Origin of the sequence: Sphingopyxis sp. DBS4, assembly GCF_024628865.1 — a bacterium.
Classification (GTDB): Bacteria; Pseudomonadota; Alphaproteobacteria; order Sphingomonadales; family Sphingomonadaceae; genus Sphingopyxis.
Map to the genome: position 1 here is coordinate 1,066,785 of NZ_CP102384.1, position 26,610 is coordinate 1,093,394.

The following is a 26,610-nucleotide window of genomic DNA, read 5'->3' on the forward strand; positions in this document are numbered from 1 at the left end:
CATTGGAAGAATGGATCAACGAATGACCGACATATTCGTCATGGGGGTTGGGATGACCCCGTTCGGAAAACAGTTCGACAAGAGCCTGAAAATGCTCTGCGCCGAAGCTTCGTCGCAGGCCTTTTCCGACGCAGGATGCACCGCCGGCGATGTCGAAGCCATCTTCTTCGGCAATTGCGTCCAGGGGCATATGGAGGGCCAGGACATGATCCGCGGCGAAATCGTGGCGCGAGCGATGGGCATCTCAAGCGTTCCCGTGGTGAATGTCGAAAACGCATGTGCGACGGCTTCCACGGCCTTGCACATGGCCGCCGCCTATGTTCGATCGGGGGCAGCGGATGTCGTACTCGCGCTCGGCGCGGAGAAGATGTACTCGCCCGACAAGGCGCTCATGTTCAGTGCATTCGATGGCGCTTGGGACGTGCATGAAACCGAGTCGGGCCGCGCGCAGCTGCTGGCCATGGGCAATGGCGTCGATGTTCCGGAAGGAACGACATCGAGTCAGCCTTACAGCGTTTTCATGGATGTATACGCCGCGATGGCACGCGCGCACATGAAGACCTACGGCTCGACGCAAGCGCAAATCGCGGCCGTCTCGGCGAAAAATCACATGCATTCGACGCGCAATCTGCTTGCCCAGTATCGCCTCCCATATACCGTCGAAAGTGTACTCGCTGCGCCTCCGATCGTTTACCCGTTCACACTGCCGATGTGCTCTCCGATCAGCGACGGCGCCGCCGCTGCGATCATCTGCAGCGAAGCCGGTCGGCGCAAACTGTCGGCAGCCCCGGACAGGGCGCTAAGAATCCTGGCGTCTGTGCTGCAAACCGGCGCCGCGCGCGATCCCTTTGATTATGACCACCATGTCAGCCGCCTTGCGGCGAACCGGGCCTATGCGATGGCCGGCGTGGGGCCAGAAGATATTGGCGTCGCGGAGGTGCATGACGCCACGGCGGTTGGCGAGATCATTGAAATCGAGGCGCTCGGCCTGACGCCGCCTGGCGAGGGCGGACTCGCGGCAGAGCGCGGTGAGACGGCGCTGGGTGGGCGTATTCCGGTAAACACGTCGGGCGGGCTTGAATGCAAGGGACATCCGATCGGCGCCACCGGGCTCGGCCAAATCTACGAGCTTGCGCTGCAATTGCGCGGCGAGGCGGAAGATCGACAGGTTCCGAATGCCCGGTTCGCGATCGCGCAGAACGGCGGAGGTGTCATCGGGGTGGAAGAGGCGGTGGTCGCCGTCACGATCCTGGGCCGGTAGTTGTCAGAGCGCGCCTAGGGAAACACGGGGTCACGATATGAACTTTGAGCTGTCCGATGAACAACGCATGGCGGTGGAAACCGTCCGCCGCTTTCTCGACAACAAGCTTGAGCCGGAAATCCGCCGGCATGGGGAGCGGTTCATCCCCAAACCGCTCATGAAGGAATGGACTCAAGCACTGACCGGCTATGGCCATATTACCGCACCGCATCAGGAGCAATGGGGCGGGCTTGATATGGGATGGCTCACTCATCTGCTCATTTTCGAGGAGATCGCCTATTCCTCGCTCGATGTGGCCATACCCGGCTTCATCAACGCGGTTGGCGCAGAACTCATCCGCCGCTTCGCCCCGGAGACGATCAAGCAACGCTATCTTGCCGACCTCGTCGCGGCCGAGAAGTTCGTTTCGCTCGGCATCTCGGAGCCCGATGTCGGCTCGGACGTCGCCGCCATCAAGACACGCGCCGTACGAGACGGCGATTTCTGGGTCATCAATGGCGAAAAGACCTGGATCACCAACGGAGCCTACTCGGACATCTTCATCTGTACGTGCAAGACTGGCGAAAATGAAGTCACTCACATCCTGGTCGATCGTGACGAGAGTGAGTATGAGGTGCGCGATATCCAGAAGATGGCGCTCAACGGCCAATCGACTGCACAGATATTCCTGACCGAATGCCGCGTACCGGTGGCAAACACGATCGGCCGGGTCGGCGATGGATTGCGCAATACGTTGCAAGTGTTCGAGATTGCCCGCTGCCATATGGCGATGTGGAGTATCGGCATCGCACGGCGAGCAATGGATGAGGCGATCGCGTACGCTCGCGATCGCGCGCAGCATGGCAAGAAGATCGCCGGCCATCAGCTGATCGCCGACAAGATCGCCATCATGGCGACCAAGATCGACGCAGCCCGTCTGTTGACGCACCGGGCAATATCCCTCGTCCAGGCGGGCACGCGCGCAGAGACGGAATGCTCGATGGCCAAGTGGTACGCCACCGAAATGGCGATCGAAGCGACGCGCGATGCGCTTCAGATCCATGGCGGCAACGGCGTCACCCGCGAATTCATCGTCGAGCGGCTGGTGCGTGAGGCGATCATTTGCCCCATCCCCGATGGCACGACGGAGATTCAAAAGCTTGTTGTTTCGCGCGCCCTGACCGGCATTCAAGCCTTTCGGTAAGGCTCAGACGAAAACGACAGCGTCGACGGAAATGGAGCCGCGTGCCTGACTCGCACAGGATCAAATGCGCAGATGCGTCGCTCAGGTAAAAGAGGCAGACAAGCGATGGACGAAGAGCTTCGTTTCGATGGCAGGGTAGTGGTTGTGACCGGAGCCGGAGGCGGACTTGGGCGCCAGTACGCGCTGATGTTTGGCGGGCGCGGAGCCAAGGTGGTGGTGAATGATCTGGGTGGCGACGAGAAAGGGAGCGGCAGCTGCTCCACAGCCGCTGACAATGTGGTCGACGAAATTCGAGCCACGGGCGGTCAGGCGGTGGCAAATTATGCGTCGGTCGAGGAGGGCGCGCTGATCATCCAAGCCGCGCTTGACAACTTCGGAACCGTTGACGTCGTCATCAACAATGCCGGCATCCTGCGCGATGTGAGCTTCCACAAAATGACCGACGAAGACTGGACACTGCTTCAGCGGGTCCATCTGAATGGGACGCGGGCAGTGACGCAGGCAGCATGGCCGATACTGCGCGACAAGGGCTATGGCCGCATCGTCATGACCACGTCTGCAGCCGCAATCTACGGCAACTTCGGTCAGGCCAACTATGCCGCAGCCAAGCTCGGAATATTGGGGCTTGCGAACGCGCTGGCGGAGGAGGGGCGGTCCAGAAACATCCAGGTTAATACGATCGCCCCAATCGCCGCATCGCGTATGACCGCGACCGCCTTTCCACAAGAGTTTCTCGCCAATCTCAGAGCGGAAGCGATCAGTCCATTGGTCGGTTGGCTTGCGCACGAGAATTGCAGCGAAACCAAAGGGCTTTTTGAAGTTGGAGCCGGCTATATCGCCAAGCTTAGGTGGGAGCGCGCGCTTGGGCACGCCTTCGGAGCGGACAGGGCGTTCACGCTCGATGATGTCGCCCGGCACTGGGGTAGAATTGTCGACTTCACGGATGCCGAGCACCCGCTCGGGCTGAATGACAGCCTTGAGGCGGTAGAACGGGCGCTGAGAGCGTAATCAACCCAATGAATTACCATGATATTTTTGAGCGGCCGTCGGGCTGCCGATGGCGTCGTGCCGCCGCCAGATATCGATGAGCAGCAGGAATAGTTCTGCAGCGAATTGAATTGGACGACGGCCCTCAAATGCCGCCAAACGGCATGAACTACACAATATCTCCTGGGAAGAGAGGATCAGCCATGAGAGGATGTCTATTGGCGTCTGCCGCGTTGTTGTGCTCGGGAACAGCATTTGCCCAGGAAGCAACGCCCCAGGCGAACGACCAAACCGGGAGCGCCACGGAAGCGCTGGCTGAGGACATTGTCGTTACCGCCACCAAAAAGGGCTATGGCGAAAGCGTGCAGAAAGTACCGATGGCGGTCACGGCTTTTGGTGAAGCGCAGTTGGATGCCAAGTTCGTCCAGAATCTTCAAAGTCTGAGCTACGACGTTCCCAACGTCCAGCTCGAGGATGTGGGTACGGCACCGGGCTATGCCAATTTCACTATCCGGGGCCTCGGCATCAACAGCACGATCCCATCGATCGACCCCACCGTAGGCGTTTTCACTGACGGTATTTACCTCGGCATCAACGCTGGTGTCGTGCTGGACAACTTCGACCTTGAGGGGATCTAAGTTCTGCGTGGACCGCAAGGCTTGCTTTTCGGTCGCAACGTTACCGGCGGTGCCGTGGTTGTGCGGACCACACGGCCCAGCTTCGATTTTGGAGCCAAAGCCAAGCTATCCATTGAAACGGGACTGAAGAAGACCGTAAGCGGCACGGTTACCGGACCTATCGTCGATGACGTTTTGGCTGCCAAATTGGCCGTCTACTACAGCGACGACAATGGCTGGTTTCGCAACCGCTTCGACAATCGCAGCTTCGGTAAATCACATGACCTTATCATTCGCCCGGCACTTTCGCTCAAGGGTGGCGACCGCTTCCGAATGGATCTCCGCTATGAGCATGGCGATGTCGAAAGCGATGGAGCCCCTGTCCAGAGTCACGCGCTGTTTCCCCGCGACAGCTTCAGGTTTTCGATCAATTTCCCAGGTTTCTATGATGCCAAATGGGACCAGGCGATCGTGGAAACCAACATCGATGTCGGTCTGGGCGGAGGCGTCTTCACCAACATCGCTGGCTATCGGAAATTCCGATCCTCCGCGGGCGCTGATATCGATGGAACACCACAGTCCTTCTTTCATGCCTTTTTCGAAATCGACCAGGATCAGCTCAGCGACGAACTTCGTTATGCCGGAAGGTTCGGTGACGTCGAATTGACAACCGGTCTATACTATTTTTCCCAGGATCTTCGTTACGCCGAGCTGCGGAATCTTTTGGGCGGTGCTCGGATCGTTTCCGGTGGGGGTACGCAAGACCAGACAACATGGGGCATTTTTGCTTCGACCGACTGGCATTTCACCGATACGCTGACCTTGAATCTCGGCGCGCGGTATAGCTGGGAACGCAAAGCCGTTCGGGTCTCGGCCTTGCGCGCAAATGGTTGCAATCTAGACACGCTGATCTGTGCAACCAATTTCGCCGACGCGGCAAAATGGCGAGGGTTTACGCCGAAAATCGGCCTTCAGTGGAAGCCGGATGACGACACGCAGATTTATGGCCTTTACACGCGCGGGTTCCGCAGCGGCGGATATAATTTGCGCAACACCGATCCCGCTGTGCCGCCGGGGCCATTCAATCAAGAGACCCAGGACAGTTTCGAACTCGGCGCCAAGAAGCAATTCGGGCGCCACCGGATCAACCTGGCGGCCTTCTACAATCGCATGAAGGACCTGCAGCGCGAGATCAACCTGCCCGGACCGCTTGGCGTCAGCCAGGTCATACGGAACACCGCCGACGCCACAATCAAAGGCGTCGAGGCCGAGGGGCAGTTTTTTCTTTTGTCCAACCTCGTGATTTCGGGTCAGCTCGGCTACGTGAATGGCCAGTATCGCAACGTCCAGTTCGACCTCAGCGGTGATGGCGTCATCAACGATGTGGATCGTGCGCTCAAATTGCCAAGGCTGTCGCCATGGACCTATGGCGTGGGGCTGACTTATGATCAGCAGCTTGGCGAATTGGGGACAGCAACGGCGCGTGTCAGCTTCACGCATCGCGACAAGGCGGCATTCACCGACAACAACGTCGGCTTCCTTCAGGGCGCCGATATGCTCGATGCGAGCCTCACATTGGCGACCGACAACAAGCACTGGCGCTTCTCCATCTATGGCCGAAACCTCCTGAATGAGGTGACGATTGGCGGCGATACACCTTTGCCGGCGGCCTTCGGGGGCACGGGTGCAAGCCTTTCACCGCTAAACAGGGGGCGCGTCATCGGCGGAGAAGTGGCGATTAGCTTCTAGGCCATTTTCGAGGCGAGTGGAATCACCCGCCAACTCGGAAAATGCCCAAGATCAATTTGCTAGAGCATTTCCTGCCGGAAAGCCGGTTCCCACTTCTGCGCGAAATGCTCTAGCTGATCGCGACGGATGCAGCGGATTTCCGATCGCACCCCGCCCCCTTGCCGTTAATCCGATGGTGCGGTGCGCCATGCCTGACGAACAAGGCTGACGAGCGCACGGCCAGCCGGTTTTACCTGCCAGCGGCTACGCACAGCATAACAAAGCGTCAATGGATCGAATAAACCGATTCCCTCCAAGGCCACGAAATTGGCGCGAAACCATGAGTTCTCGGTGAACTGTTTTGCAACCATCCCGATAGCATCGGATGTGGCAACGATCCGTCGAACCAATTGAAAATAGTCTGTCATGTGGATCCAGTCAGCGGGACGCTTACCGCTTTTTTCGTACATCTGCTGAATGATCGATGTGTAGGGTTCGGAAGATGAGGGCACTACGAATTCGAACTGGACCAGCGGCTCCTTGCTGGTCGGGTTTATCCCCAGAATGGGATGATTGTTCCGCACAAAAGGCAGTATTTCGATCGAGGCGACCCGCTCGCACTTGAATTCCGGCCAGCGTGCAAAGGCCGCTTCAAGTCCAAAGGCGACATCGATATCGCCGCGCGACAGGAGTCGCACGCCCCTTTCGCTGTTGCCCGAAACGACTTCGACGCGCACTGCCGGATGGCGCCGCAGCAAAGAAACCAGAGGTTGGGTGAGCAACCAGTCGATTGACCCTGGGAACAGTCCGATTCGAAGCGGGCCCGCATAGGCGTCGGCGCGGCGGGCTGTATCTCCGAGTAGTTCAGCTGCGTCGGCAAGCAAGCGCGCTGCGCGATCGATAAATTCGCGTCCCTCCTCTGTCGGCATCGCGCCCCGTGAGGTCCGATGGAAAAGGGAATAGCCAAGATACCGTTCGAGTTCAGCGACACTCTTGGTCACCGCCGACTGCGTGACACCAACCGCATCCGCTGCCCTGGAGAAGGAACGAAGCTGACCAACCGCGACGGCATGCTTGAGGCGAGAATCGAGCATGGACATGCCCCACAGGAATAATTGCTCCAGAGAATGAATTAGGCGAATCAAGGTCATTTTGCCAATCTTACTTTCGACACTGCCGCCCAGCACGACTGCAACCCGTCTCGAAATCTGGAGCGGCGAAACGGCCTGGATCAAAGCGCCAAGGTCTCAGACGCAGGTATGCCTGAATGACGAAAACTGGTCCGCTTGCAGGCCTCAAAATACTCGAAATTGCGGGCATCGGCCCGGCGCCGTTTTGCGGAATGCTGTTGGCCGACCTTGGCGCCGATGTCGTCGTCATTGAACGCGTAAGCCCTAACTCCGAAAATATCGATCTTGGCAGCGGCGCCATTGTGAACCGCGGGAAACGTGTAATTGCCTTGGATCTGAAGTCCCCCGAAGGCGTCGCGCATGTCCTGGATCTCGTCCAAAGGGGCGATGTACTGATCGAAGGCATGCGGCCTGGGGTGATGGAGAGGCTCGGCCTTGGTCCCGAGGTTTGCCTAGCGCGTAACCCCCGCCTTGTATTCGGTCGCATGACGGGTTGGGGGCAGCAGGGACCTCTCGCCCAAGCGGCCGGCCATGACATCAACTATATCGCGCTGTCAGGAGCCCTTTGGTATGCTGGGCATCCTGGTGAACCGCCAATGGCGCCGCCAAGCCTGGTAGGCGATATTGGGGGTGGAGCGCTTTATTTGGCCATCGGCGTCCTCGCAGCGGCAATGCACGCCCGGGATACCGGGAATGGGCAAGTGGTTGACGCCGCGATCGTCGATGGGAGCGCTCACATGATGAACTTGCTCCTGAGCCTGAAGGCCGCCGGCCAGGTTGCCAGCATACGCGGCTGCAGCATCCTTGACGGCCCTCACTGGTACTCGACCTATCGGTGCGCCGACGGGAATTTCATCTCAGTCGGATCACTCGAGCCCAAGTTCTATGCGCTGCTTTGCAAAAAGCTGGGGTTGGCCGGCGATAGCAGTTTTGACGACGGCTATGATCGTGATGCCTGGCCCGAGCTCAAGCAGCGTTTTAGCGAGATATTCGCCATGCGGACACGGGAAGAATGGCGCGCACTGCTGGAAGGCAGCGATGCCTGCTTTGCCCCCGTGCTTGATCCGGACGAAGCGGCGCGCCATCCTCATATGGCAGCGCGAGGCGTCTATCGGGAGATCGACAATATCCTTCAGGCAATGCCGGCGCCACGTTTTTCGGGCTCGTCACTACCGATCCCCGGACCGATCCCGCTGCATCATGAAGATCCGAGTACAATTCGGCGGGGCTGGAGCAAACCGGACCGCTGCGGGATTACCGCCAGAACCGACTGTTGCGAGTAGTCGGTTGGCATGGTGGGCGGCCAGCGGCCCGACACGAACGGTGATTTCATAACTATGAACCAATGCGACGCTCCGCTTCGCTGCATTCAAATCAAAGGAGACAACGACACACAGGCACGTCAAACTATCCGATGATTCCTGTACGCCACGCCGGAACGGCGATTGCGGACGTGTCCACGGGACGTTGTTCGCATCGTGATTCGCTCGGCGCTTGAAATCAATGCTCGCCCCGGATGTGACGACGCCGATGGGATTTCCACTGCGGCGGCCACGGCCAATGTCCTGGCGTGAGGGCTTCGGTCATCGACCGATTCGACCGTCCGAATGCGGTCTTTTGGCGCGCCTGAGAATCCGCATCAGAGTTGAGTGCGCGTTGTTCGGGAATCTCATTTAAATATTTGTAAAAACGTAATAATATAGATAATAACTCCAACCTGTATCCAGTGTGGAGTAATGGTCGCAGGGCGTGAACTTACGCCCTTATGGATGCGTCGAAGTCCTTCAGTTTGAATCTCAGGAAATTGCGGCTTGCGATGCGCATCACGCAAGAAGCGCTCGCCCATGATGCGGGCACGAGCAGCTCTTATCTGAGTGCGATCGAAAATGGCCGGTCGAGCCCGACGCTGAAAGCAATGGAGCGGCTCGCGAAGGCACTCGGCGTCAATGCCGTCTATCTCTTGTCCGGCCGGATATCGATCTCGATCGTTTCGGACGACGAACTGGAAATCGGCGCGATACTGGCGCGCCCGGCGGTGACGCTCCGGCGCCATCCGCACAAGCCGACGGGGCGGCCGAGCAAGACCAAGTAAATCATCGGGGGCTGCACGCGCGTGGGCTGGAACCACGCGCCCGATAGACGCGCCCGCAACGCGCGCGTCGAAAGGAGTGCCCCTCGGTGCCGTTTCGCGACCTCGATGCCTATATTAAGCAGGCCAGGCGCGCGAACAGTGATCGCGAGCTGTTCAGTTGCAGCGAGGCCGCCGCACGCCAGCTCGGCCTCCCATGGCTCGCGATCGTCCAGAGCATGGCCTTCTTTCAGCCCGGTGGGCGATATTTCCGCATGGACAATTTCCAGAGCTGGGGCGACGTTTTCGTCGCCGAAGGCTATTACCGCGACGATCCCGCCTTGCTCGCGGCGCGCTCGACAAGCCGGGCGTTCGGCTGGCACGAAATGGAGCGACTGCTGGGCGGCTTCACGCGGCGGCAGGCGCGCATCGTGCGCGAAGCCGCGCGTCATGGCCTGCGCAACGGCCTCACCGTTCCGATTGGCGTCGCCGGCGAGCCGCCCGGATGCTGTACGTTCGCAACGCGCGACGGGCAATTGCCGCCATCGCATATCTGCCGGATCGCGACGCTGATGGCGAGCGAGGCTTTTACCGAGGCGCGGCGCTTGCACGGCTTTCCGGCGCGCCGCCTGGAATTGCCCCATCTCAGCCCAAAGCGGCTCGAATGCTTTCGCTTGGCGGCGATGGGCAAGAGCGACGTCGAGATCGGGATCATGATGCACATCGCGCCAACGACCGTGCGCACCTACATGCGCGACCTGCGCGAGCATTTCGGCATCTATTCCCGCGCGCAGCTCCCGGCGATCGCGCTCGCCTGCGGGATCGTCTGCATCGAGGAGATCGTCCCGCGCTTCTGAGTAGGATCGCCGCATCCTCAATATTGACGACTGTTTGAACTCCGCATCTCTGCTCCTTTTGCGACCGTTCACGTTGAACGGGAGCTACTGCTATGATCCATATTGTCCAAGGGTGCTCGCTTACCGATGCGCGCGCCGCCTCGATGTTCGAGGACCGCAAGACCCTGTTCGTCGATCTGCTGGGCTGGGATGTTCCGGTCGTCGGCGGCCGCTATGAAATCGACAGCTATGACGGCGACAAGGCGGTCTATCTGATCGCCACCGACGATGGCTGCATTCACCAGGGGTCGATGCGGCTGCTATCGACAGAGGGCGCGCATCTGCTCGCCGATCGTTTCGCGTCGCTCTGCGAGTGCGATGCGCCCCGGGGGGAGCAGGTTCGCGAGATTACGCGACTTTGCCTGCCGCAACGATTGGGCGCCCCCGGACGCCTGCGTGTCCGCAACCGGCTCATCTCGGCGATGGTCGATCATGCGCTCGGCAGCGGAATCACCATGCTAACCGGCGTCGTGACCGCTGCTTTTCGCGAGGAGGTTTTGGCGATGGGCTGGCGCGCAGCGCCGCTCGGCCCCGCGCGCCGCATCGATGGCGCGTTCCTTGGAGCGTTCCGCATCGAGATCTGCGCCGGTACGCCTGCGCTGCTGGCGTCGAACGGCATCTATGTGCCGGGTGCGATCACTCCCGATGCGGCGGCAAGAGCCGCGTGAAGGGAATGGCGATGCACGACCCCGCCCGCCTAGCCGCGATGCTGCTCGCCGACGGTTATGTCATTGTCGATAACGCCGTGCCGACCGAGCTAATCACCGCGCTCGAAGCCGAACTCGCACCGCGCTTCGTCGCCACGCCCTTTTGCGAAGGCGGATTCTACGGAGCCCGCACCAAGCGCTTTGGCGCGTTGTTGCGGCGTTCACGGCATATCGCCGGCCTTGTGCTGCACCCGATCATCTGCGGTATCGCCGAAACGGTGCTCGGGGAATGGTGCGATCGTATCGTTCTCAACCTCACCCAGGCGATCGAAATCCATCCCGGCGCGCTCGCGCAGGTGCCGCACCGCGACCAGGATCTCTGGGGCGGCGTCAAGACCGGGATGCACTATCAGATCAACGTCATCTGGCCGATCGATCCGTTCACGCTGGAGAGTGGCGCGACGCTGGTCTGGCCGGGCAGCCATCACGATGCGGCATCGCAACCGGGCGATGCACGTCCGGTCGCCGCCGAAATGCCACCCGGCTCCGCGCTGCTGTTCCTCGGATCGATCCTGCATGGTGCCGGCGCTAACCAGTCCGATCATGTGCGCCGCGCGGTCATCACCTCCTATTGCCTCGGATGGCTGCGGACGTTCGAGAATCAGTATCTCGTCTACCCGCCCGCCATCGCTCGAGCGTTCGATCCCGATCTGGCCGCGCTCATCGGCTATGCCCAGCATCGCCCCAATCTCGGTAATGTCGAAGGCCAGTGCCCATCGGTGCTGCTTTACCGCGACGATATTGACGGCCTCCCGGCGATCGACGCGCTGCTTCCCGGTCAGGCGGACATGTTGGACGCCTACGTCGCGGATCAGGAAGCGGCGCGTGCGGGCCTGATCGGCGGGTAACGCGGGTTCGTCGGACTAGACGCTGCATCCATGACACACGATCCGAACGACAAAGCAGGCGGCGGCGCACGAACACCGACCGAGGTGGCGCCGCCCGCTGTGAACGGTGGAGCTGTATCTTCGACCGCGGAGCGCGCCCGGCGGGCACGCGAACATTGCCCGTTCCTGACAACCAAGCAGGCCGCGTTCCATCTCGGCCTCGCAGCGGACACGCTCAAGAAGATGCGCCGCGAGCGGCGCGGTCCGTGCTGCCGGAAACACGGCACCGTCTGGCGCTACCATATCGACGATATCGAGGCCTGGTCGCGCGCGAACATGCGGGATGGCGGAAATGGCTAGGCTGTTACCCTCCCGTCTGCCGGTTCGGGCCTCCGTGCTGATCAGTGTTGGCGTCGCCGCGCTGACGGCGACGATCGCGCTGCCCCCGACGCCGCGGCTGGTCTGGAACGTGTCGGCCAGCGCGCCGATCGGCCTCTATGCCGTTGGCGGCCGTCACGACATCGCGGCTGGCGACATGGTGCTGGCCCGCGTGCCCGACCGCTGGCGCCGGCTCGCCGCCGAGCGGCGCTACATTCCGATCAACGTCCCTTTGGTGAAGCGCGTCGCGGCCGTGCCCGGCGACCGCGTTTGCGCCCGTGGTCGCGATATCTCCGTAAATGGCCGCCCAGTCACTGATCGCCGCGAAGCTGACGGCCGCGGGCGGCCGATGCCGCGGTGGAGCGGATGTGTGACACTGAGAACCGGTGCGCTGTTCCTCCTGATGGACAGCCCGGATTCGTTCGACGGGCGTTATTTCGGACCGACATCGCGCGGCGACGTCATCGGCGAGGCGCGGCTGTTGTGGCTGGGCTGAGGGTCGCCATCACCGCCTTGGCGCTGCTAGCGGCGGCGCCGGCTGGCGCGCAGTCGGTCGTTCACTGGCGGCCTTATATCGAGGCAGCCTCGGCGCGTTTCGGCGTGCCGGTAGAATGGATCGAGCGCGTCATGCGCGCCGAGAGCGGCGGACGCACGATGCTGGACGGTCGCCCGATCACCAGCCACGCCGGCGCGATGGGGCTGATGCAGCTCATGCCCGGCACCTGGTCCGAAATGCGCGCGCGGCTCGGGCTCGGGTCCGATCCACATAGCCCGCGCGACAACATATTGGCGGGGACGCTCTATCTTCGCCTGATGTATGACCGCTTCGGCTATCCCGGTCTGTTCGCAGCCTATAATGCGGGACCGGCACGCTATGCCGAGCACGTGCGGACCGGCCGCGCGCTGCCCGGCGAGACCCGCGCCTATCTCGCGAGCGTCGCCGGAGTGCCCGTCAATTCCCAGTCGGCTGTCGCGGCCGCCAGTGCAACGCCGCGTACCGCCAATGCCATCTTCTTCGCGATCGGCGACCGGCCCCCTGCCGGCCGGAGCGAAGCCGGCGCGGCCACGCTGTTCGTCGTGCTACGCGCAGGGCCGCCCGAGACGGCTGCGCCAGGCCGTCCGTAGTGAGCACCGATCCGGGCTTCATGCGGATTCGTGTTTCTGCTATGTTCCGAGGCTATGGAGTTGGTCGTCATGCTGCTCGGTCTGATCCTTTCCGCCACCGGCATCGTCCTCTTCGCCTGGGCGATGTTCCGGCTCGCCGTCTTCGCGCTCCCGGTCGGGCTGGGTGCGGCCACCTTTCTGTGGGCGGCGGGTGGCGAGCTGGGGCTGTTGCTCGGCCTGCTTCTCGGCCTCGTCGTCGGCGTCGCGGCCTTGCTGATCGGACGCATGCTCATCGCGTCACGGTTGCCGGTTCCAGTTCGCGGGGCGGTCGCTTTTCTCTTCGCTGTGCCCGCCGGGATCGCCGGCCACAGCGTCGTCTCCGGCCTGATGCATCTCGGCGGCGCGCGGCCGACCGCGACCGGCATCGCCGCGGCGGTCGGCGCGATCATCATCGCCAGTGCCGCCATGATGAGCCTGTTGCCCGCGATGACCGCTCGCACCGGTTCGCACGGATCCCCGCTGCACGGTTGATCCGCGGCGGGTCAGTCGGCCGAGTGCTCGCCTCCGCGTCACCGTCGCGTAAGGCGACCATGGCGAGAGTGCGTCAAGACGGCAGGGTCTGACCTGACGCATCCGGGTTTTTGGGCGCCTCGCGCCTGCGGCGCGACCGCCGCTCTATTCCGCTAGGCTCACATCCGTTCGCCAAGCTCCACCGGGCCACGCTTCGCGCGTCCCGGCCAAAGGTGATGATCGGACTGGCGGGATGCCGGAGCCTTGCTCCGGCCTGTCGTCGCCGCGCCTGACCGGCGCGGCGGCGTTTTTCGTTGGGCCTTCCCCTCGTCGCACGGGTGGACGGCGCTCCCTTCTGGGCCCGGCCCGGCGTCCCGCAAGCCGGCCCTCGACTGCGCTCGGGCTCGGCTCCTCCATTGCATTGCGGCCCTGCGGGTGCGGACCGCCTTCTGGCCGCGCCCGGCAGGTCGCAGTTCGCCGCCCACCCCCGCTCCGGGGGAGGCCCTGGGGTTTTTGGGGCGGTGCAGGAGGATAGCCATGCGCCAGAGCGGCAAGCATCGCGCGCGCGGAGAAGCTGGCAGGAGCCAGCCCCCGGCAGAGCGCGCCAATCTTTACGACGAGGTGACGAACCGGATCGTTGCCGAACTTGAGGCGGGCCGCGTTCCTTGGGTCCAGCCTTGGGGCCGCCCCAATGGTCAAGGCTTCTCCGCCGCCCCCGGCCTTCCGCGCAATGCGCTCACCAGCCGCAATTACAGCGGCGTCAACGTGCTCATTCTCTGGGGCGCGGTTATCGAGTGCGGTTATCCTTCGCAATCGTGGCTGACCTTCCGCCAAGCCCTTGAAGCAGGCGGCAACGTCCGCAAGGGCGAGCGCGGGACCACCGTTGTCTATGCCGACCGCTTCACCCCCGAGGCCGAGAAGGAACGCGCACGCCTGACCGGCGACGAGGCCCGCGCCGTGCCCTTCCTCAAACGCTTCACCGTGTTCAACGTCGCGCAATGCGAAGGCTTGCGCCCCGGCCTTGCCGCCGGCCCCGCGCCGCTCCCCGAACGCCAGATCGTGCCCGTCGCCGAAGCGGTTATTGCCGCATCGGGCGTCGATTTCCGCATCGGCGGCAACCGTGCCTTCTATGTACCCGCGCATGATTATGTGCAGGTTCCGCCGCAACCCGCGTTCTTCGAGCAGATCAACTATTATCGCACCGCGCTGCACGAACTGACCCATTCGACCGGCCACGCCTCGCGCCTCGACCGCAAGATTCTCAACCCGTTCGGCAGCAAGGACTACGCCCGCGAGGAACTGGTCGCCGAAATGGGTAGCGCCTTCCTCTGCGCCGCGCTTGGCATCGAACCGACCGTGCGCCATGCCGATTATCTGGCATCATGGCTGGAGGTCTTGCGCGAGGACAATCGCGCCATCTTCTGCGCCGCGAGCGCGGCGAGCAAGGCCGCCGACTGGATAATGGCGCGCCATACCGAGGCCAGCGAAAGCGACGAGCGGAGGGCGGCGGCATGATCCTGCTGACCCCCGAACTGCGCTTCGCGCTGCGCGCGAACGACTTGGCCCGCTGCGCCGCCGCGCGCGATGGCGCGCCAGAACCCGATCCCGTTCCGCTGGTCAAATTCTTCAATCCCTTGGGCGCGGCAACATGGCTCGCGACCGAGCTTTACGATGATGACGACACGCTGTTCGGCCTTGCCGACTTGGGGTTCGGCTTTCCCGAACTCGGCACATTCAGCCTGTCCGAAATGGCGAGCGTCCGCTTGCCCTTCGGCCTGTTCATCGAGCGCGACGAGCATTTCGAACCGTTCGCCCCGCTCTCGACATGGGCCGAGACCGCGCGGCGGGCGGGCGCGATCATCTTCGCTGAAACCGAACTTCGCCGCGCGGCCGACAGCCGCAACGGCAAGGAGCTTCCGCCCCGAGGCGGGTGACGCGCGGCGCGTTTCGCCGCATCGAGTGCCGGTCCCGCCCATCCAGCAAGACAAACGGGACCGGCGCTCCAGAAGGAGCAGACCAATGAAACTCGACTTTATCGACCTTGGCAAGCTGTCCGTCAGCAAGGCCAATATGCGCTACGCGAAGAAGGCGCCGGACGTGTCCGACATCCTTCCGACCGTCCGCGCGCGCGGCGTTCTCGTGCCGCTGATCGTGCGACCGAATTGCGGTCCCGATGCGTTCGAGATCGTCGCGGGCGCGCGGCGCTTCACCGCCGCGCAGATCGTCGCGGGCGAAACCGGCAGCGCCGACCCCTTGCCGTGCGCCATTCTCGAGAACGGCGACGATGCCGCCGCCATCGAGGCGTCGCTGATCGAGAATATCGCGCGGCTCGCGCCCGACGAGGTGACACGCTGGGAAACCTTCACCCGGCTGGTCAAGGAAGGCCGCGACGAAGCGGATATTTCCGCGACGTTCGGCATCCCCGAGCTTGGCGTCAAACGCATCCTCGCGCTCGGCAATCTCTTGCCGCGCATCCGCGACCTCTACCGCAAGGAAGAGATCAACGCGGCGACCGTCCGGCACCTGACCTTGGCGAGCACGAGCCAGCAAAAGGCATGGCTGGCGCTGTTCAGCGACCCCGACGCCTATTGCCCGACCGGCCATCAGTTGAAGGACTGGCTGTTCGGCGGCGCGTCGATCAAGGTCGAACATGCCCTGTTCGACGTCGAGAGGCTCAAGCTCGCGATCATCGCCGACCTGTTCGGCGAGGATCGCTTTTTCGCCGACGCCGACGCCTTCTGGCGCGAGCAGGACGCGGCCATCGAGGATCGCCGCGAAGCCTATCTCGACGAGGGATGGAGCGATGTCGTGATCGTCCCGCGCGGCGAATACTTCCATCGCTACGAGTTTGTGAAGGCTCCCAAGCGCAAGGGGGCGCGCGTCTATATCGACGTGCGCGCGAGCGGCGAGGTGGACTTTTACGAGGGCTATGTCACGTCGAAGGAGGCCAAGCGGCTCGAACGCGGCGAGCCGATCGACACCGCTCCCAAGGTGCCGCGCCCCGAGGTGACGAGCACGATGCAGACCTATATCGACCTGCATCGCCACGCGGCCGTGCGCGCCGCGCTGACCCGTCACCCCAAGGTCGCGCTGCGCTTGATGGTGGCGCACGCCATCGTCGGTTCGCCGCTTTGGACCATCAAGCCCGAGCCGCAGACCGCGCGCAACGATTTGGTTGCCGAAAGCGTCGAAACCTGCCGCGCGGAAACCGACTTCGATACGAAGCGCCGCGCCGTATTGGACCTTCTCGGCTTCTCGCCCGAGGAACCGACCGTGGCCGGCGGCAACGGCGACGACTTCGGACTTGTCGGCGTGTTCCTCCGCTTGCTCGACGTGCCCGACCGCGCCGTCATGGACGTGGTGGTGATCGTCATGGGCGAAACGCTCGCCAGCGGCAGCGCCGCCGTCGAGGCGGTGGGCGGCGAGATCGGCGTCGATATGGCCCGCTACTGGCAGGCCGACGACGCCTTTTTCGAGTGTGTCCGCGACAAGGAGGTGCTGACCCGCATCGTCGCCGAGGTGGCGGGCGAACCTGTCGCCGCCGCCAATGCGAAGGAACCGGGCAAGGTCTTGAAGCGCATCGTCCGCGACCATCTGGACGGCACGAACGGACGGCCCAAGGTCGAGGGTTGGGTGCCGAAATGGATGGCGTTCCCGCCCGCTGCCTATACGGCGCGCGGCGGCGTCGGCACCGTCGCGGCTCATGCCAAGGTGCTCGCGGCGCGCCCCGACCGCGAGCCGGAACCGACCGGCCCCGGCGCGGTGATTGCGCTTCCGGCCCCTGCCAAGGCCGAGCCGCAGGAACAGCCCGAGCGCGAAGCCGCATGAAACTGGACGGGCGGCGGCGCACCCGCCGCCCGTTCCGCCCCCCATAAAATCGCCGCGCCGCTCGGCCGCAAGCGGCCCTCGCAGCGCGGATTTCAGACAGGAGACTTGTCATGGCCGACCGTGTTTCGGCATCCATCACCATCGGCGGGACGCTCCCCGCCAGCCAGCTTCCCGCCTTCGCCGAGGCCATCGCGAACGAAGGGCTGTCCACCGAATGGGACGGCGAACCCTTCGCGCTCGGCGATCTGCCCGAGGGCGAGCCCTTGGCGCTCATGGCGCACGAGGTCGCCTGGGGGCGGTTCGAGGGACTCGAAGCCTTCTGCATCGCGCATGGGCTTTTCTTCGCGCGCTGGTCGGGCGCCTATGCCTGCCAGTGGGGTGCGGAACGCACCGTGTTCACCGGCAGCGGCGAACCGCAAAGCTACGCTGCCGACGAGGACGACTATATCCTCATGGGGCGCTGCACCGCCGAGCGATTGGGCAGCTATGCGGCGATCATCGCGCATTTCGATGCGGCCGACTTCGCGGTGCCCCCGCTTGTCATCACGCCCGAACGGGAGGAGGCGAGCAATGGCTGACATCTGGATTCAGGGCAGCTTCGCCTTTCGCTGCACCGCCGCCGAGTGCGCGCTGATCGAGGAAGTCGCAAACGCTGGCTACGCGCTGGCGAATGACGACGCGCCCGATCCGCCGAGCGCGGCGCTGCTCGCAGCCTTTCCGCCGGACGATGCGAACGTGCCGTGGAGCGGGTTTCGCGAGGCGTTCAACGATCCCGAATTTCCCACCATCGGAGCCGATTTCATCGCGGAAACCTGCCCCGACGACCCAGCCGTGCGGATCGTGTGTTTCGCCAGCATGGACGATTTCGACGCCTATGCTATCGCCGTGGTCGTCCAGCGATGTTGCGCCGAAACGTTGTCCAAGGGGCCGATAGGCTTTGATTGGGCGATGACCTGTTCCAAGCCCCGCATCGGTGAATTCGGCAGCGGCTGGTGCGCGATTTTCGCAGACCGCATCGAGATCGAGGCGACCAACGAGCCGCTGGCGCGCGCGCTCGCGGGCGACGGCAACTAGCCCAAATCGCGCCGCACCGCGCGCTCGCGTGCCGAAAACCCCCGCCGCCTGACCTACCGGGCGGTGCGGCGGATCACCGTCCGGGTGCTTCCGCATAGCGTGCATTCGTCCTTCTGCCGCTCGAATCCGCGCGTGCCGCCGAGCGCGCGGGTGACGACATTGGCCTGTGCGGTAACCCACAGGTTGAGCCGGTCAGTCACGCAGGCATCGCACACCGCCGCGCCGTCCAGCCGCACGATCAGCCGTTCGATCTGCCCCGCAATCGTCGTTCCTTCGTTCATCGCCGTGAGGCTATAGCCGCCGCTTCGTGGCCGCGAAAGCAATCATGGCTTCCCGGAAGGACGCCGGACTGGGCTTCCTGTCCGCGCGCGCATCTCGTCCTTTCGTGTCTCACCACCCCGTCGCCGGCTCCTTGGGCGCATGACCTGGGACGGCCGCGCGCCCCGCGAAACCATCGCGCGGAACTGATTTCCCCGCGCCGCTTTGGCGGCGCTCCTCGCGGCCGCTTCGCTCCAAATCAGCCCCGCGCTTCCGGTCCTCCGCTTCGCTTCGGCCTGCGGTTCGCAGCGCGCTCAAGGGCCGTCCCTTCGGTCCGCCCATCGCCCGGCATCGGGTCGGGCGACTGTGTGAAGGAGACGAGAAATGCCCGCAATCGGTCATGTCCAGCGCCAGAACGACGGTTCGTTCCGGGGCGCCTTGAAGACGCTTTCGGTCAATGCCGAGATCGCCATCATCCCCAATCGCGGTAAGACCGGGGACCAGCCCGACTACCGCGTGCTGTCGAACGGCGTCGAACTGGGCGGCGGCTGGATCCGCACCGGCGAGGTGAGCCAGCGCGAATATGTCCGCCTCGCCATGTCAGCCCCCGAACTTGGCGGCCGCACCCTCTACGCCAATCTCGGCCGCGCCGCCGGGCAGGACGACGACGACGCGTTCGCTGTCATCTGGAACCCCGGCGACTGAGCCGGATCGCTCCCGCGCCGGTCACCCGGCGCGGGGCTTTCCTCATGCCTTGAGGGCTCGGCGTGGGCCTTTTCCTGCACCGGAACGCGCTTGCGGGCCTGCAGAGAGGAAGAAATCCGCTCAGCAAGCACCGAGTATCCGGCGGCGAACGGACCGCCTCAACCATCGACGGTTCCCCCAATTTTCACGCCACCTGCGTTCCGCTTCGCTCCACTCCGGCGACGAGAAAATCGGCTCCCCCGTCGCCCGCTTCGCGGCCGCTGCGCGGTGGTTGACCCGACCCGCTCCCCGCCGGGCGATGGCTCATCTTTCGCTTGTATCAGGAGGATGAGATGTCGGTTGAACAACAGATCGAGGAGCTTCGCGCGGAGCTTTCATGGTGCGATGACGCGGCAGAACGGCGGCAGATCGAAGCCGAATTAAGGGCCGCTGAGAAGAGGCTGAAGCGGTGCAATCGGGCGCTGCGTCAGGCCGAACAGGCAGGCTGGCAATAAGGCGATGCGCTGTTGAAGGGGCAGGTTCGCGGGAGTGGTGCCGCATGGCGCCGCTCCCCTTTTCTAATCGGGAAGGCGGGAAGGCAAAGCGGGCGTCTGGGGCGGCAGGTGGCAGTCGGGCTTGACGGCAAGATAGAGGCAAAATCTCGCGATTTTGTAAGTGTTTGTCTGCACATCGTTTTTTGAAGGCTTTTGCGAGACTCGCCCTTTGAGTGCGAGACAGGGTTGCCAGGAATGGCGGTTTTCTGGGCTTTTCCGATCCCAATCGCGAGACTCCTTGCGCTCTGGCGAGGACGCGCCATTCTTATCGGCGGGGAGCGTCATTCCGGTATGGAAGGACGCCGCTATGCGCGATGATGAGTTCGAACCGCACCTGGGCCGGATGCGCTGCCGGGGCAAGGAGCAGCGCTACCTGAGCCGCGTCGTGAAAGCGGCAAAGCGCGCAGGGCTAAAAACCGGCAGGCGTGGCCGCTTCGACGGCAGCCGGATCGGACGTGGCGCGAGCGTTGCACGGGTGCTCAGATCGCGCGACCGATTGGGCGCGTTCCGGTCGCGCCGCGTGATCGTCAAGATACGGCCTGTTGGACTTGGCGGGAAAGGTATGGGCGGCGCGAAGGCGCACTTGCGTTATATCCAGCGCGATGGCGTGACCCGCGAGGGCGAGCCCGGCGCGCTCTATTCGGCCGACGAGGATGTCGCCGACGGCAAGGTGTTCCTCGAACGCTGCGACGGCGACCGCCGCCAGTTTCGATTCATCGTGTCGGCCGAGGACGCCGACCAATATCCGGACTTGAAGCCCTTTGTGCGCAGGCTGATGACGCAGATGGAGCAGGATCTCGGCACGAGGCTGGATTGGGTGGCAGTCGACCATTTCAATACCGGCCATCCGCACACGCATATCGTTGTGCGCGGCGTGAATGACCGGGGCGAAAATCTGCTGATCGCGCGCGAATATATTTCGCACGGGGCCAGGCAACGCGCGATCGAGATCGCCAACCTCGACCTCGGGCCGCGCACCGACCTTGAAATCGAGGAGCGGCTTCGCAGCGATACTGGCGTGGAGCGGCTGACCGCGATCGACCGACGGCTGATCCGCGACATGGATAGTATGCGCCTGGTCAGCGCGAGCGACAGCGACCCGTTTCACCAATCGGTTCGCGTCGGCCGCTTGCAGAAACTTGGGCGCATGGGACTCGCCTCGCATATCGGCAGCGACACCTGGCGGCTCGAGCCCGACCTCGCGAACACACTGCGCCGGATCGGGGAGCGTGGCGATATCATCCGTACCATGCAGCGCGAGCTGACCGCGCGGAAGCTCGACTGTGCCGCGGCCGATCGCGTCATCTATGATCCGACGGCGCAGGAAGCCGCGCCGATTATCGGCCGCGTTATCATGCGGGGATTGGCGGACGAGCATGAAGACCGCCATTATCTGCTAATCGACGGCATCGACGGGCGCACGCACTATGCCGAGATCGGCGAGGGCGAGATGGTCGATCCGACCCCCGAAAACGCCATCGTCCGGATCGTGCCGCGTGAGGGCGGCGTTCGCCCGGTCGATCGCACGATTGTCGAAGTCGCCGCCGCGAACGACGGACGCTACACGATCGACGCGCATTTGCAGCAGGACCCGAGCGCCAGTGAAGGCTTCGCCGAAACCCATGTCCGCCGGCTGGAGGCGATGCGGAAGATCGCCCGCAATGTCGAACGCGATCCCGATGGAAGCTGGATCGTCACGCCCGATCATCTTGACAAGGTGGTTCGGTTCGAGGCGCGCCAACTCCACGACCGGCCCGTCGCCATCGAGGCGCTGTCGACCGTCCCGCTCGACAATCTGCCAGCGGCCGAGGCCGCGACCTGGCTCGATCGTGAGCTGGTTGCCGCCAGCCCAGCGCCGGTGCGCGATGCCGGGTTCGGCCGCGAGGTTCGTTCAGCGCAGGCGATGCGACGGCAATGGCTGATCACCGAACAGCTTGCAGACGAACAGGATGGGCAGACGGTCTATCGGCGAGGGATGCTCGCCGCGCTCCAGCGGCGAGAATTGCTGCGTGTCGCCCGCCAGCTCTCCGACAAGTTAGGCGTTCCGTTCGCCGAGGCCAGAGAGGGGGAGGCTGTTCAAGGCAGGCTCGTGCGCGCAGTCGAGATGACGAGTGGTCGCCATGCGCTCATCGAACGGTCGCGCGATTTCACGCTGGTGCCGTGGCGCTCTGTTCTCGATCGCCATGTCGGCAAATCGGTCTCGGGCATCATGCGCGACGGCGGGATCAACTGGACACTCGGGCGGCAGCGCAGCGGGCCGAGCGTCTCCTGATCCGGAGGATTCGGGCTTCCTATTTTCATGAAATTATGTTTTCATGGATTCATGAAAAATATCGCAGCGCAAACCGATGTCGGCGACGAGCATCTTCAGGTGCAGATTCCTGCCGTTACGAAACGCGATCTCGGTCAACGGTCGCTCGATTCCCGCGAGCCGATCCGGATGATCGTACTGCGGGCACTTGAAGCCTATGGCGTGAGCGTCCCCGCAGACGCGATATCGGATCGCCGGAAGGGCAGGCGATGAGCGAGGATTTCGAAGCTCTCACTGTTGCGGATTATGCGAAGCAGGCCGCGCGGACTGATCAACGCAGCGGTGGCCGCGCACTGGGCTTCTCGATGCTTGGCCTTTTCGGCGAAGTCGGCAGCTTGCTCAGTGAGGCCAAGAAAAAGCAGCGCGACGATGCCTCCTACCTGGGTTACGCTCACGCCGTCGCGGAAGAGCTTGGTGACGTCCTTTGGTATCTGGCGGCGATCGCACGGCGCAGCCGCATGGCGCTCAGCGACATCGCTGCCGCCGCGGCGACAAACGGCGGACAATGGCAGACGGGCGGCAACGAAACGCTCAGTTTCCATGCGCTGCAGCCGCAGCACATTCCGCTTGCCAAGGCACCGATGCCGCAGTTCGAGCATAGCCTGCTCGCGCTGGCAGGCGACGTTGGGCTGCTCATCAACGATTTCCAGGCGGGCGGTCTTGCGAAGGACCGCGAAGCACTCGCGGGCCGGCTGGTCGCGGTCATGCGCCGGTTGATCCAGGCGGCAAACGAATCCGGTGTTACCATCGAGGCTGCCGCCGTGAAGAATCTTCACAAGATCTTCGATCGCTGGCCGCGCGAGCGCATCTATCCGGCGCCGACCGATGCGGCGCTCGACCCAGAAGAGCAATTGCCGCGGCGGATGGCGATCGACGTCTATGAACGCACCGTTCGCGGGCAGACATTCGTGTATCAACGCTCAAGCGGTGTGTATGTCGGCGACCGGCTCACCGACAACGCGCTCGAACCCGACGACTATCGCTTCCACGATGTCTTTCACTACGCTTATGTCGCGGTGCTTGGCTGGTCGCCAGTGCTGCGTGCGCTGCTCCGTCTCAAGCGCAAGAGCGATCCGAAACTCGACGACGCCGAAGACGGTGCTCGGGCGATTCTCATCGAAGAGGGCATAACTTCCTGGATTTTCGGACAAGCGCAGCAACTCCGGTACTTTGAAAACGTGAAGCGCGGTGGCCTTCCGCTGGACATGCTGAAGCATGTCCGCCAGTTCGTCGCCGGCTACGAATCAGAACGCTGTCCGCTGTGGCTTTGGGAGGAAGCGATCCTCCAGGGCTATACGGCTTTCCGCTTCCTTCAGGAGCATCGGCGCGGCCGCGTCCTGATCGACTTCGCCAATCGCCGCCTGCGTATCAAGGAATTGCCGTCATGACCCCGAAATCCTTTGTGTCCACCCTGGCGGCGACCGAACTTCCCTCAGTGTTCAATCCCTGGCGCGATCGCTGCACGGTCCATGACCGCAGCGACGCCGCCGCCCGGCGCCGCGACAATCTCGAAATGCTGCTCACCGCGGCGCTTGATCATCGCGTCGAAACGATCTGGATCGCGCGTGATCTCGGCTATCGCGGGGGGCGGCGTACGGGCGTACCGCTGACCGACGAAATTCACCTCGGACATGCCGGTACGCTGATGGGCGGCATCGCATTCGAACGTGCGACGCAGGGACCCGCCGTGGCGGAGCGCACCGCGGCGATCGTCTGGCGTGTGCTAGAGCGGATCGGTCAGCCTGTCATGCTCTGGAACGTTTTCCCGTTCCATCCCCATGAAGCGGATGATCCGATGTCGAACCGATGCCACACGCGAAGCGAGCGCGAGGCGACCTGGCCGATATTGCAAGCCCTCGTGTCAATGATCCGGCCCCGCCAGATCGTCGCGATCGGGCGCGATGCTCACCTGGCGCTGGACGGTCTCGACATTCCGACCACCGCGGTCCGCCATCCGAGCTACGGCGGGCAGCGCGAGTTCATCGAGGGCATGTTCAGCCTGTACGGTGTCGCGGATGACAACGATGAGCCGCTAGAACTGCCGTTGGGCGCGCCTCACGCCGCAGCAAGGAGATGTGCGCTCGCCTGATCGCAGCGCTCAAAGAGTTGCTTAAGATCGCCGCGGTTCCAGTTGGCGGTGTCGACCGTGGCGTTGGTCGAGACGATCGTGAGCGGACCCAGCGCGACCCCGCCTTCCTTGGCGATGAATTCGAGCAGACGGCCGAGGCCGATCAGATTGCCGAGCAGTTTTTCGATATAGTAGTGATTGCGGTAGAGCGCGGTCATGCCGAGGCGACGATCGTCGCCCTTGCCGATCAGCTTGAGACTGGCAAAGCTCAGGCACTGACCGCCGTAGGGCGAGTCATTCACGTCGCGGGCGGGGTCGAAGATCAGCAGTTCGAATTTGTTGAGCGCTCGGACGTTCGGGTTGCGCAGGCGCTCGACGATGCCCCAGATTTGATTGATTGGCTGGCCGTCGGCGCGGGGCAATTCCATCATCCGTTCGAAATAATAGCCCGACCAAGCGCCCGACCTCCGGACCTTCGGCAGCACGTTGTCGCGAAACCGGTCGAAGAATTGCGGCGCGCCGTAGCGCCTGTACAGCGCTGCCGGAAAAATCGTGTTGGCGACCGTCTCGATGGGCTTCTTGCCATGGCCCGAAAGGAAGGCATCGACTTCCGCCACGACGGGATCGGCGAGTGTTGCGCGCGCAGTCGGCTCGGCCACGGAGATGACGACATTCTGCGCCTGGTGTCCGGTGGCGAGGTCGACGAGCCGGACCGCCTCGCGCCAGCCAGCAACGCAGTCAGGCTGCGGCGGTATGGGAAGATACATCGACTTCCTCCGTCAAATTTGCCGTGGCGAAAAGGCGCGGCGCTAGAAAGCGCTCAGTAAGCCAGGCGTGGCCTTCCAAGCCCCAACCTGGTCCCCAGCTGTTGCGGATGAGAATGGCCGGGATGCCGTCCACGGTTCCATGCCCGACCGCGACGACCGCGTGCCGTTGCGCTGGCTCGGGGAGTTCGTCGTTCGCCGGATCGACGACGCCATCACCGCGCGGCTGGAAGAAAGACCGTGACAGCATCGTCAGCATGAGCACCGGCGTGTCACGGTCCAGCGCGGCAAGGATGGATGACAGGTCGGTTCCATCCCTCTGTCCGTTGCGGCCATAGAGCGGGCCAACGGTCGCCGGCGGCGTCCACAGTCGATGATCGGCTGGAACCGCAGCCAGATACGGCCAGCCTTTCTCGTCGGGTTGGCCATCGAGCCGTAGCGCGTCCAGCATTGTGGATAGCAGTGCGCCGCTCGTCGGCGGTCTGCCCGCCCGTTTCTGCGCGGCATGAAAGGCGAATTCACACGACAGCGGTGCCCAGCCGTCGCGAAGCCCGGCGTGGGTGTCGCTCGCGGCGAATGCGAGGCATGTCGGCCGCGCGCCTTGATCGCGCGCAGGTCCGAACAGCGGCCGAAGGTCACGGACGATATCGATCATGGGGCGTCAGGCGGCCTCGAGCAGGTGCCGCCGTTCGGCGCGCGACAGGCCCGTCTGTTCCGGGCCGGTGAGGTCGAAATCGAGCGTCAGGCTGGTGAGGGCCGGCGCAGGCTGCCACGGCCGCCGCTCGTCGAGCGACATGCGGCCGCGCCGCGGCGCATCGGGCGCCGCGGTGACACGGCGGACAACGGGACCACCGATGCCATCGCCGTCGATTGCCTCACGCTCGTCGCGAACGACGGCGAAGCCGCTGGCGATCAGTTGGTCGAGATCCCAGAGATACCCACCGCCGCTATGTTCTTCGAGCCGCAGCACGAAAAGATCATTGCGACTGCCATCGATCCGCGAGCCGGCATCGCGCTCGGTCAGCAGCCAGACGTCGCCGCGATAGTTGTCGGGCCGATAGTCCTTGAGGAGATCGACCTTCAGGCTGCGCGGCTGCGTCCGGAGCAGGTCGGTCATCACCGATGGCGAAATCAGATTGTAGCGAACCAGGGTGCGGCACGTCGCCTCATAGCTGGCGCCGATCCGCAGCGAGAGCTGATAGACGACATTGGGGCGCCGGAAATGATCGATCTGCCATCCTTGTCGCGCGCTGTGCGCGAGCATCAGCCATTTCGGCATCATGAAGGCGATCGCAAAGGCGTCGGCTTCGGTTTCCTCGAAGTTGTTTCCCGGTTCGGGCGACATCGGCATCCGGCGCAGGATGCTCTCATCGTCGAGGCTCGGCTCGTGTCGCATCGAAAAATGCCCGAGTTCGTGCGCGGCCGTGAAGCGCTGGATGCTCATCGGTCGTTCCGTCGTGACGAGAACGCCAGGAGCAGGTGCGCTGAGATAGGCGCCGAGCAGGCCTTTCAGGGGACGAAGCAGCAAGGGTAGACCCACGGCATGGATCGCGCCGAAGACATCGACGCTGCCGCCTTGGGTCTCGATCAGTGCGCGCGTATCGAGTTCGCGATGCAGGCGGCCCGCTGCCATCGTACCAGCGCGAACCGCGCTCGCATAATCCGACGCCATC

General features: G+C 63.5%; 30 protein-coding genes. 25 read left to right on the forward strand and 5 right to left on the reverse strand.

Going from position 1 to position 26,610, the window contains the following annotated elements:
* Positions 1–22 precede the first annotated feature (22 nt).
* The 5 genes from NP825_RS04920 to NP825_RS04940 all read left to right on the forward strand — a co-directional run bounded on the left by NP825_RS04920 (position 23) and on the right by NP825_RS04940 (position 5,797).
* Positions 23–1,261 (forward strand): thiolase family protein, encoded by a 1,239-nt coding sequence (locus tag NP825_RS04920; RefSeq protein WP_011415063.1) that lies wholly within the window; start codon positions 23–25, stop codon positions 1,259–1,261.
* A 37-nt stretch (positions 1,262–1,298) separates the two neighbouring features.
* Positions 1,299–2,444, forward strand: coding sequence for an acyl-CoA dehydrogenase family protein (locus NP825_RS04925; protein WP_011415064.1), 1,146 nt, complete (start codon positions 1,299–1,301; stop codon positions 2,442–2,444).
* 105 nt (positions 2,445–2,549) lie between these two features.
* Entirely contained in the window at positions 2,550–3,452 is a 903-nt protein-coding gene (locus NP825_RS04930) for an SDR family oxidoreductase (protein WP_054525393.1), read from the forward strand.
* 197 nt (positions 3,453–3,649) lie between these two features.
* Entirely contained in the window at positions 3,650–4,069 is a 420-nt protein-coding gene (locus NP825_RS04935) for a TonB-dependent receptor plug domain-containing protein (protein ID WP_257548989.1), read from the forward strand.
* 21 nt (positions 4,070–4,090) lie between these two features.
* The gene (locus NP825_RS04940; protein ID WP_257548991.1) at positions 4,091–5,797 is read left to right on the forward strand and encodes a TonB-dependent receptor; all 1,707 of its coding nucleotides are present in this window, start codon (positions 4,091–4,093) and stop codon (positions 5,795–5,797) included.
* 164 nt (positions 5,798–5,961) lie between these two features.
* On the opposite strand, the gene NP825_RS04945 is transcribed toward NP825_RS04940, so the two are convergent.
* On the reverse strand, positions 5,962–7,011 hold the full coding sequence (locus NP825_RS04945) for a LysR family transcriptional regulator (protein ID WP_011415069.1): 1,050 nt from the start codon (positions 7,009–7,011) through the stop codon (positions 5,962–5,964).
* 32 nt (positions 7,012–7,043) lie between these two features.
* Here NP825_RS04945 and NP825_RS04950 point away from each other — a divergent pair, with 32 nt between their 5' ends.
* The 14 genes from NP825_RS04950 to NP825_RS05015 all read left to right on the forward strand — a co-directional run bounded on the left by NP825_RS04950 (position 7,044) and on the right by NP825_RS05015 (position 18,298).
* A complete protein-coding gene (locus tag NP825_RS04950) occupies positions 7,044–8,189 on the forward strand; it encodes a CaiB/BaiF CoA-transferase family protein (protein ID WP_041685272.1) in 1,146 nt (381 codons plus the stop codon).
* A 482-nt stretch (positions 8,190–8,671) separates the two neighbouring features.
* A complete protein-coding gene (locus NP825_RS04955) occupies positions 8,672–8,998 on the forward strand; it encodes a helix-turn-helix domain-containing protein (RefSeq protein WP_017499963.1) in 327 nt (108 codons plus the stop codon).
* A gap of 86 nt (positions 8,999–9,084) precedes the next feature.
* Positions 9,085–9,831: a LuxR family transcriptional regulator gene (locus NP825_RS04960; protein ID WP_066113774.1), complete on the forward strand. Its 747-nt coding sequence runs from the start codon at positions 9,085–9,087 to the stop codon at positions 9,829–9,831.
* Positions 9,832–9,923: 92 nt separating this feature from the next.
* Positions 9,924–10,538, forward strand: coding sequence for an acyl-homoserine-lactone synthase (locus tag NP825_RS04965; RefSeq protein ID WP_058454899.1), 615 nt, complete (start codon positions 9,924–9,926; stop codon positions 10,536–10,538).
* A gap of 5 nt (positions 10,539–10,543) precedes the next feature.
* Positions 10,544–11,425, forward strand: a complete 882-nt coding sequence (locus NP825_RS04970; RefSeq protein ID WP_082731460.1) for a phytanoyl-CoA dioxygenase family protein — start codon at positions 10,544–10,546, stop codon at positions 11,423–11,425.
* A gap of 30 nt (positions 11,426–11,455) precedes the next feature.
* Positions 11,456–11,764 (forward strand): helix-turn-helix domain-containing protein, encoded by a 309-nt coding sequence (locus NP825_RS04975; protein WP_082657684.1) that lies wholly within the window; start codon positions 11,456–11,458, stop codon positions 11,762–11,764.
* 34 nt (positions 11,765–11,798) lie between these two features.
* On the forward strand, positions 11,799–12,278 hold the full coding sequence (locus NP825_RS04980) for a S26 family signal peptidase (RefSeq protein WP_369815587.1): 480 nt from the start codon (positions 11,799–11,801) through the stop codon (positions 12,276–12,278).
* Entirely contained in the window at positions 12,266–12,907 is a 642-nt protein-coding gene (locus NP825_RS04985; RefSeq protein WP_058454896.1) for a lytic transglycosylase domain-containing protein, read from the forward strand. Before NP825_RS04980 ends, NP825_RS04985 begins: the two co-directional genes overlap by 13 nt.
* A 54-nt stretch (positions 12,908–12,961) precedes the next feature.
* Positions 12,962–13,417 carry a hypothetical protein gene (locus NP825_RS04990; protein WP_058454895.1) on the forward strand — a complete coding sequence of 152 codons (456 nt, stop codon included), beginning with the start codon at positions 12,962–12,964 and terminating at the stop codon, positions 13,415–13,417.
* A gap of 516 nt (positions 13,418–13,933) precedes the next feature.
* Entirely contained in the window at positions 13,934–14,911 is a 978-nt protein-coding gene (locus NP825_RS04995; RefSeq protein ID WP_058454894.1) for an ArdC family protein, read from the forward strand.
* Positions 14,908–15,330 carry a DUF2958 domain-containing protein gene (locus tag NP825_RS05000; protein ID WP_058454893.1) on the forward strand — a complete coding sequence of 141 codons (423 nt, stop codon included), beginning with the start codon at positions 14,908–14,910 and terminating at the stop codon, positions 15,328–15,330. Before NP825_RS04995 ends, NP825_RS05000 begins: the two co-directional genes overlap by 4 nt.
* Positions 15,331–15,415: 85 nt before the next feature.
* Entirely contained in the window at positions 15,416–17,224 is a 1,809-nt protein-coding gene (locus tag NP825_RS05005; protein ID WP_058454892.1) for a ParB N-terminal domain-containing protein, read from the forward strand.
* Positions 17,225–17,334: 110 nt separating this feature from the next.
* Complete coding sequence (locus NP825_RS05010; RefSeq protein ID WP_017499952.1) at positions 17,335–17,802, forward strand: hypothetical protein; 468 nt, start codon at positions 17,335–17,337, stop codon at positions 17,800–17,802.
* Complete coding sequence (locus NP825_RS05015; protein WP_058454891.1) at positions 17,795–18,298, forward strand: hypothetical protein; 504 nt, start codon at positions 17,795–17,797, stop codon at positions 18,296–18,298. The genes NP825_RS05010 and NP825_RS05015 overlap by 8 nt, the downstream gene beginning before the upstream one ends.
* Positions 18,299–18,351: 53 nt before the next feature.
* Here the strand turns inward: NP825_RS05015 and NP825_RS05020 are convergent, their stop codons facing one another.
* Positions 18,352–18,579 carry a hypothetical protein gene (locus NP825_RS05020; RefSeq protein WP_058454890.1) on the reverse strand — a complete coding sequence of 76 codons (228 nt, stop codon included), beginning with the start codon at positions 18,577–18,579 and terminating at the stop codon, positions 18,352–18,354.
* A gap of 361 nt (positions 18,580–18,940) precedes the next feature.
* Between NP825_RS05020 and NP825_RS05025 the strand changes: the two genes are divergently transcribed.
* The 6 genes from NP825_RS05025 (at position 18,941) to NP825_RS05050 (ending at position 24,194) form a co-directional block, all read left to right on the forward strand.
* Positions 18,941–19,261 carry a DUF736 family protein gene (locus NP825_RS05025; RefSeq protein WP_058454889.1) on the forward strand — a complete coding sequence of 107 codons (321 nt, stop codon included), beginning with the start codon at positions 18,941–18,943 and terminating at the stop codon, positions 19,259–19,261.
* Positions 19,262–19,593: 332 nt separating this feature from the next.
* Positions 19,594–19,755, forward strand: a complete 162-nt coding sequence (locus tag NP825_RS05030) for a hypothetical protein (protein WP_167541760.1) — start codon at positions 19,594–19,596, stop codon at positions 19,753–19,755.
* A gap of 346 nt (positions 19,756–20,101) precedes the next feature.
* Positions 20,102–22,066, forward strand: coding sequence for a relaxase/mobilization nuclease RlxS (rlxS, locus tag NP825_RS05035; RefSeq protein WP_058454888.1), 1,965 nt, complete (start codon positions 20,102–20,104; stop codon positions 22,064–22,066).
* A gap of 27 nt (positions 22,067–22,093) precedes the next feature.
* The gene (locus tag NP825_RS05040; RefSeq protein ID WP_231726911.1) at positions 22,094–22,318 is read left to right on the forward strand and encodes a hypothetical protein; all 225 of its coding nucleotides are present in this window, start codon (positions 22,094–22,096) and stop codon (positions 22,316–22,318) included.
* Positions 22,315–23,493, forward strand: a complete 1,179-nt coding sequence (locus NP825_RS05045; RefSeq protein WP_017499945.1) for a nucleoside triphosphate pyrophosphohydrolase family protein — start codon at positions 22,315–22,317, stop codon at positions 23,491–23,493. Before NP825_RS05040 ends, NP825_RS05045 begins: the two co-directional genes overlap by 4 nt.
* On the forward strand, positions 23,490–24,194 hold the full coding sequence (locus NP825_RS05050; protein ID WP_017499944.1) for a uracil-DNA glycosylase: 705 nt from the start codon (positions 23,490–23,492) through the stop codon (positions 24,192–24,194). The genes NP825_RS05045 and NP825_RS05050 overlap by 4 nt, the downstream gene beginning before the upstream one ends.
* On the opposite strand, the gene NP825_RS05055 is transcribed toward NP825_RS05050, so the two are convergent.
* From NP825_RS05055 to NP825_RS05065, 3 genes are read right to left on the reverse strand one after another with little or no spacing between them, the layout of a single operon-like run.
* Entirely contained in the window at positions 24,161–24,940 is a 780-nt protein-coding gene (locus tag NP825_RS05055; RefSeq protein WP_058454887.1) for a hypothetical protein, read from the reverse strand. The two genes, NP825_RS05050 and NP825_RS05055, sit on opposite strands and share 34 nt — an antisense overlap.
* Positions 24,912–25,592, reverse strand: coding sequence for a C1 family peptidase (locus tag NP825_RS05060; RefSeq protein ID WP_058454886.1), 681 nt, complete (start codon positions 25,590–25,592; stop codon positions 24,912–24,914). The genes NP825_RS05055 and NP825_RS05060 overlap by 29 nt, the downstream gene beginning before the upstream one ends.
* Positions 25,593–25,598: 6 nt before the next feature.
* Complete coding sequence (locus tag NP825_RS05065; RefSeq protein ID WP_082657683.1) at positions 25,599–26,609, reverse strand: ImmA/IrrE family metallo-endopeptidase; 1,011 nt, start codon at positions 26,607–26,609, stop codon at positions 25,599–25,601.
* Between the last annotated feature and the right edge of the window lies 1 nt (position 26,610).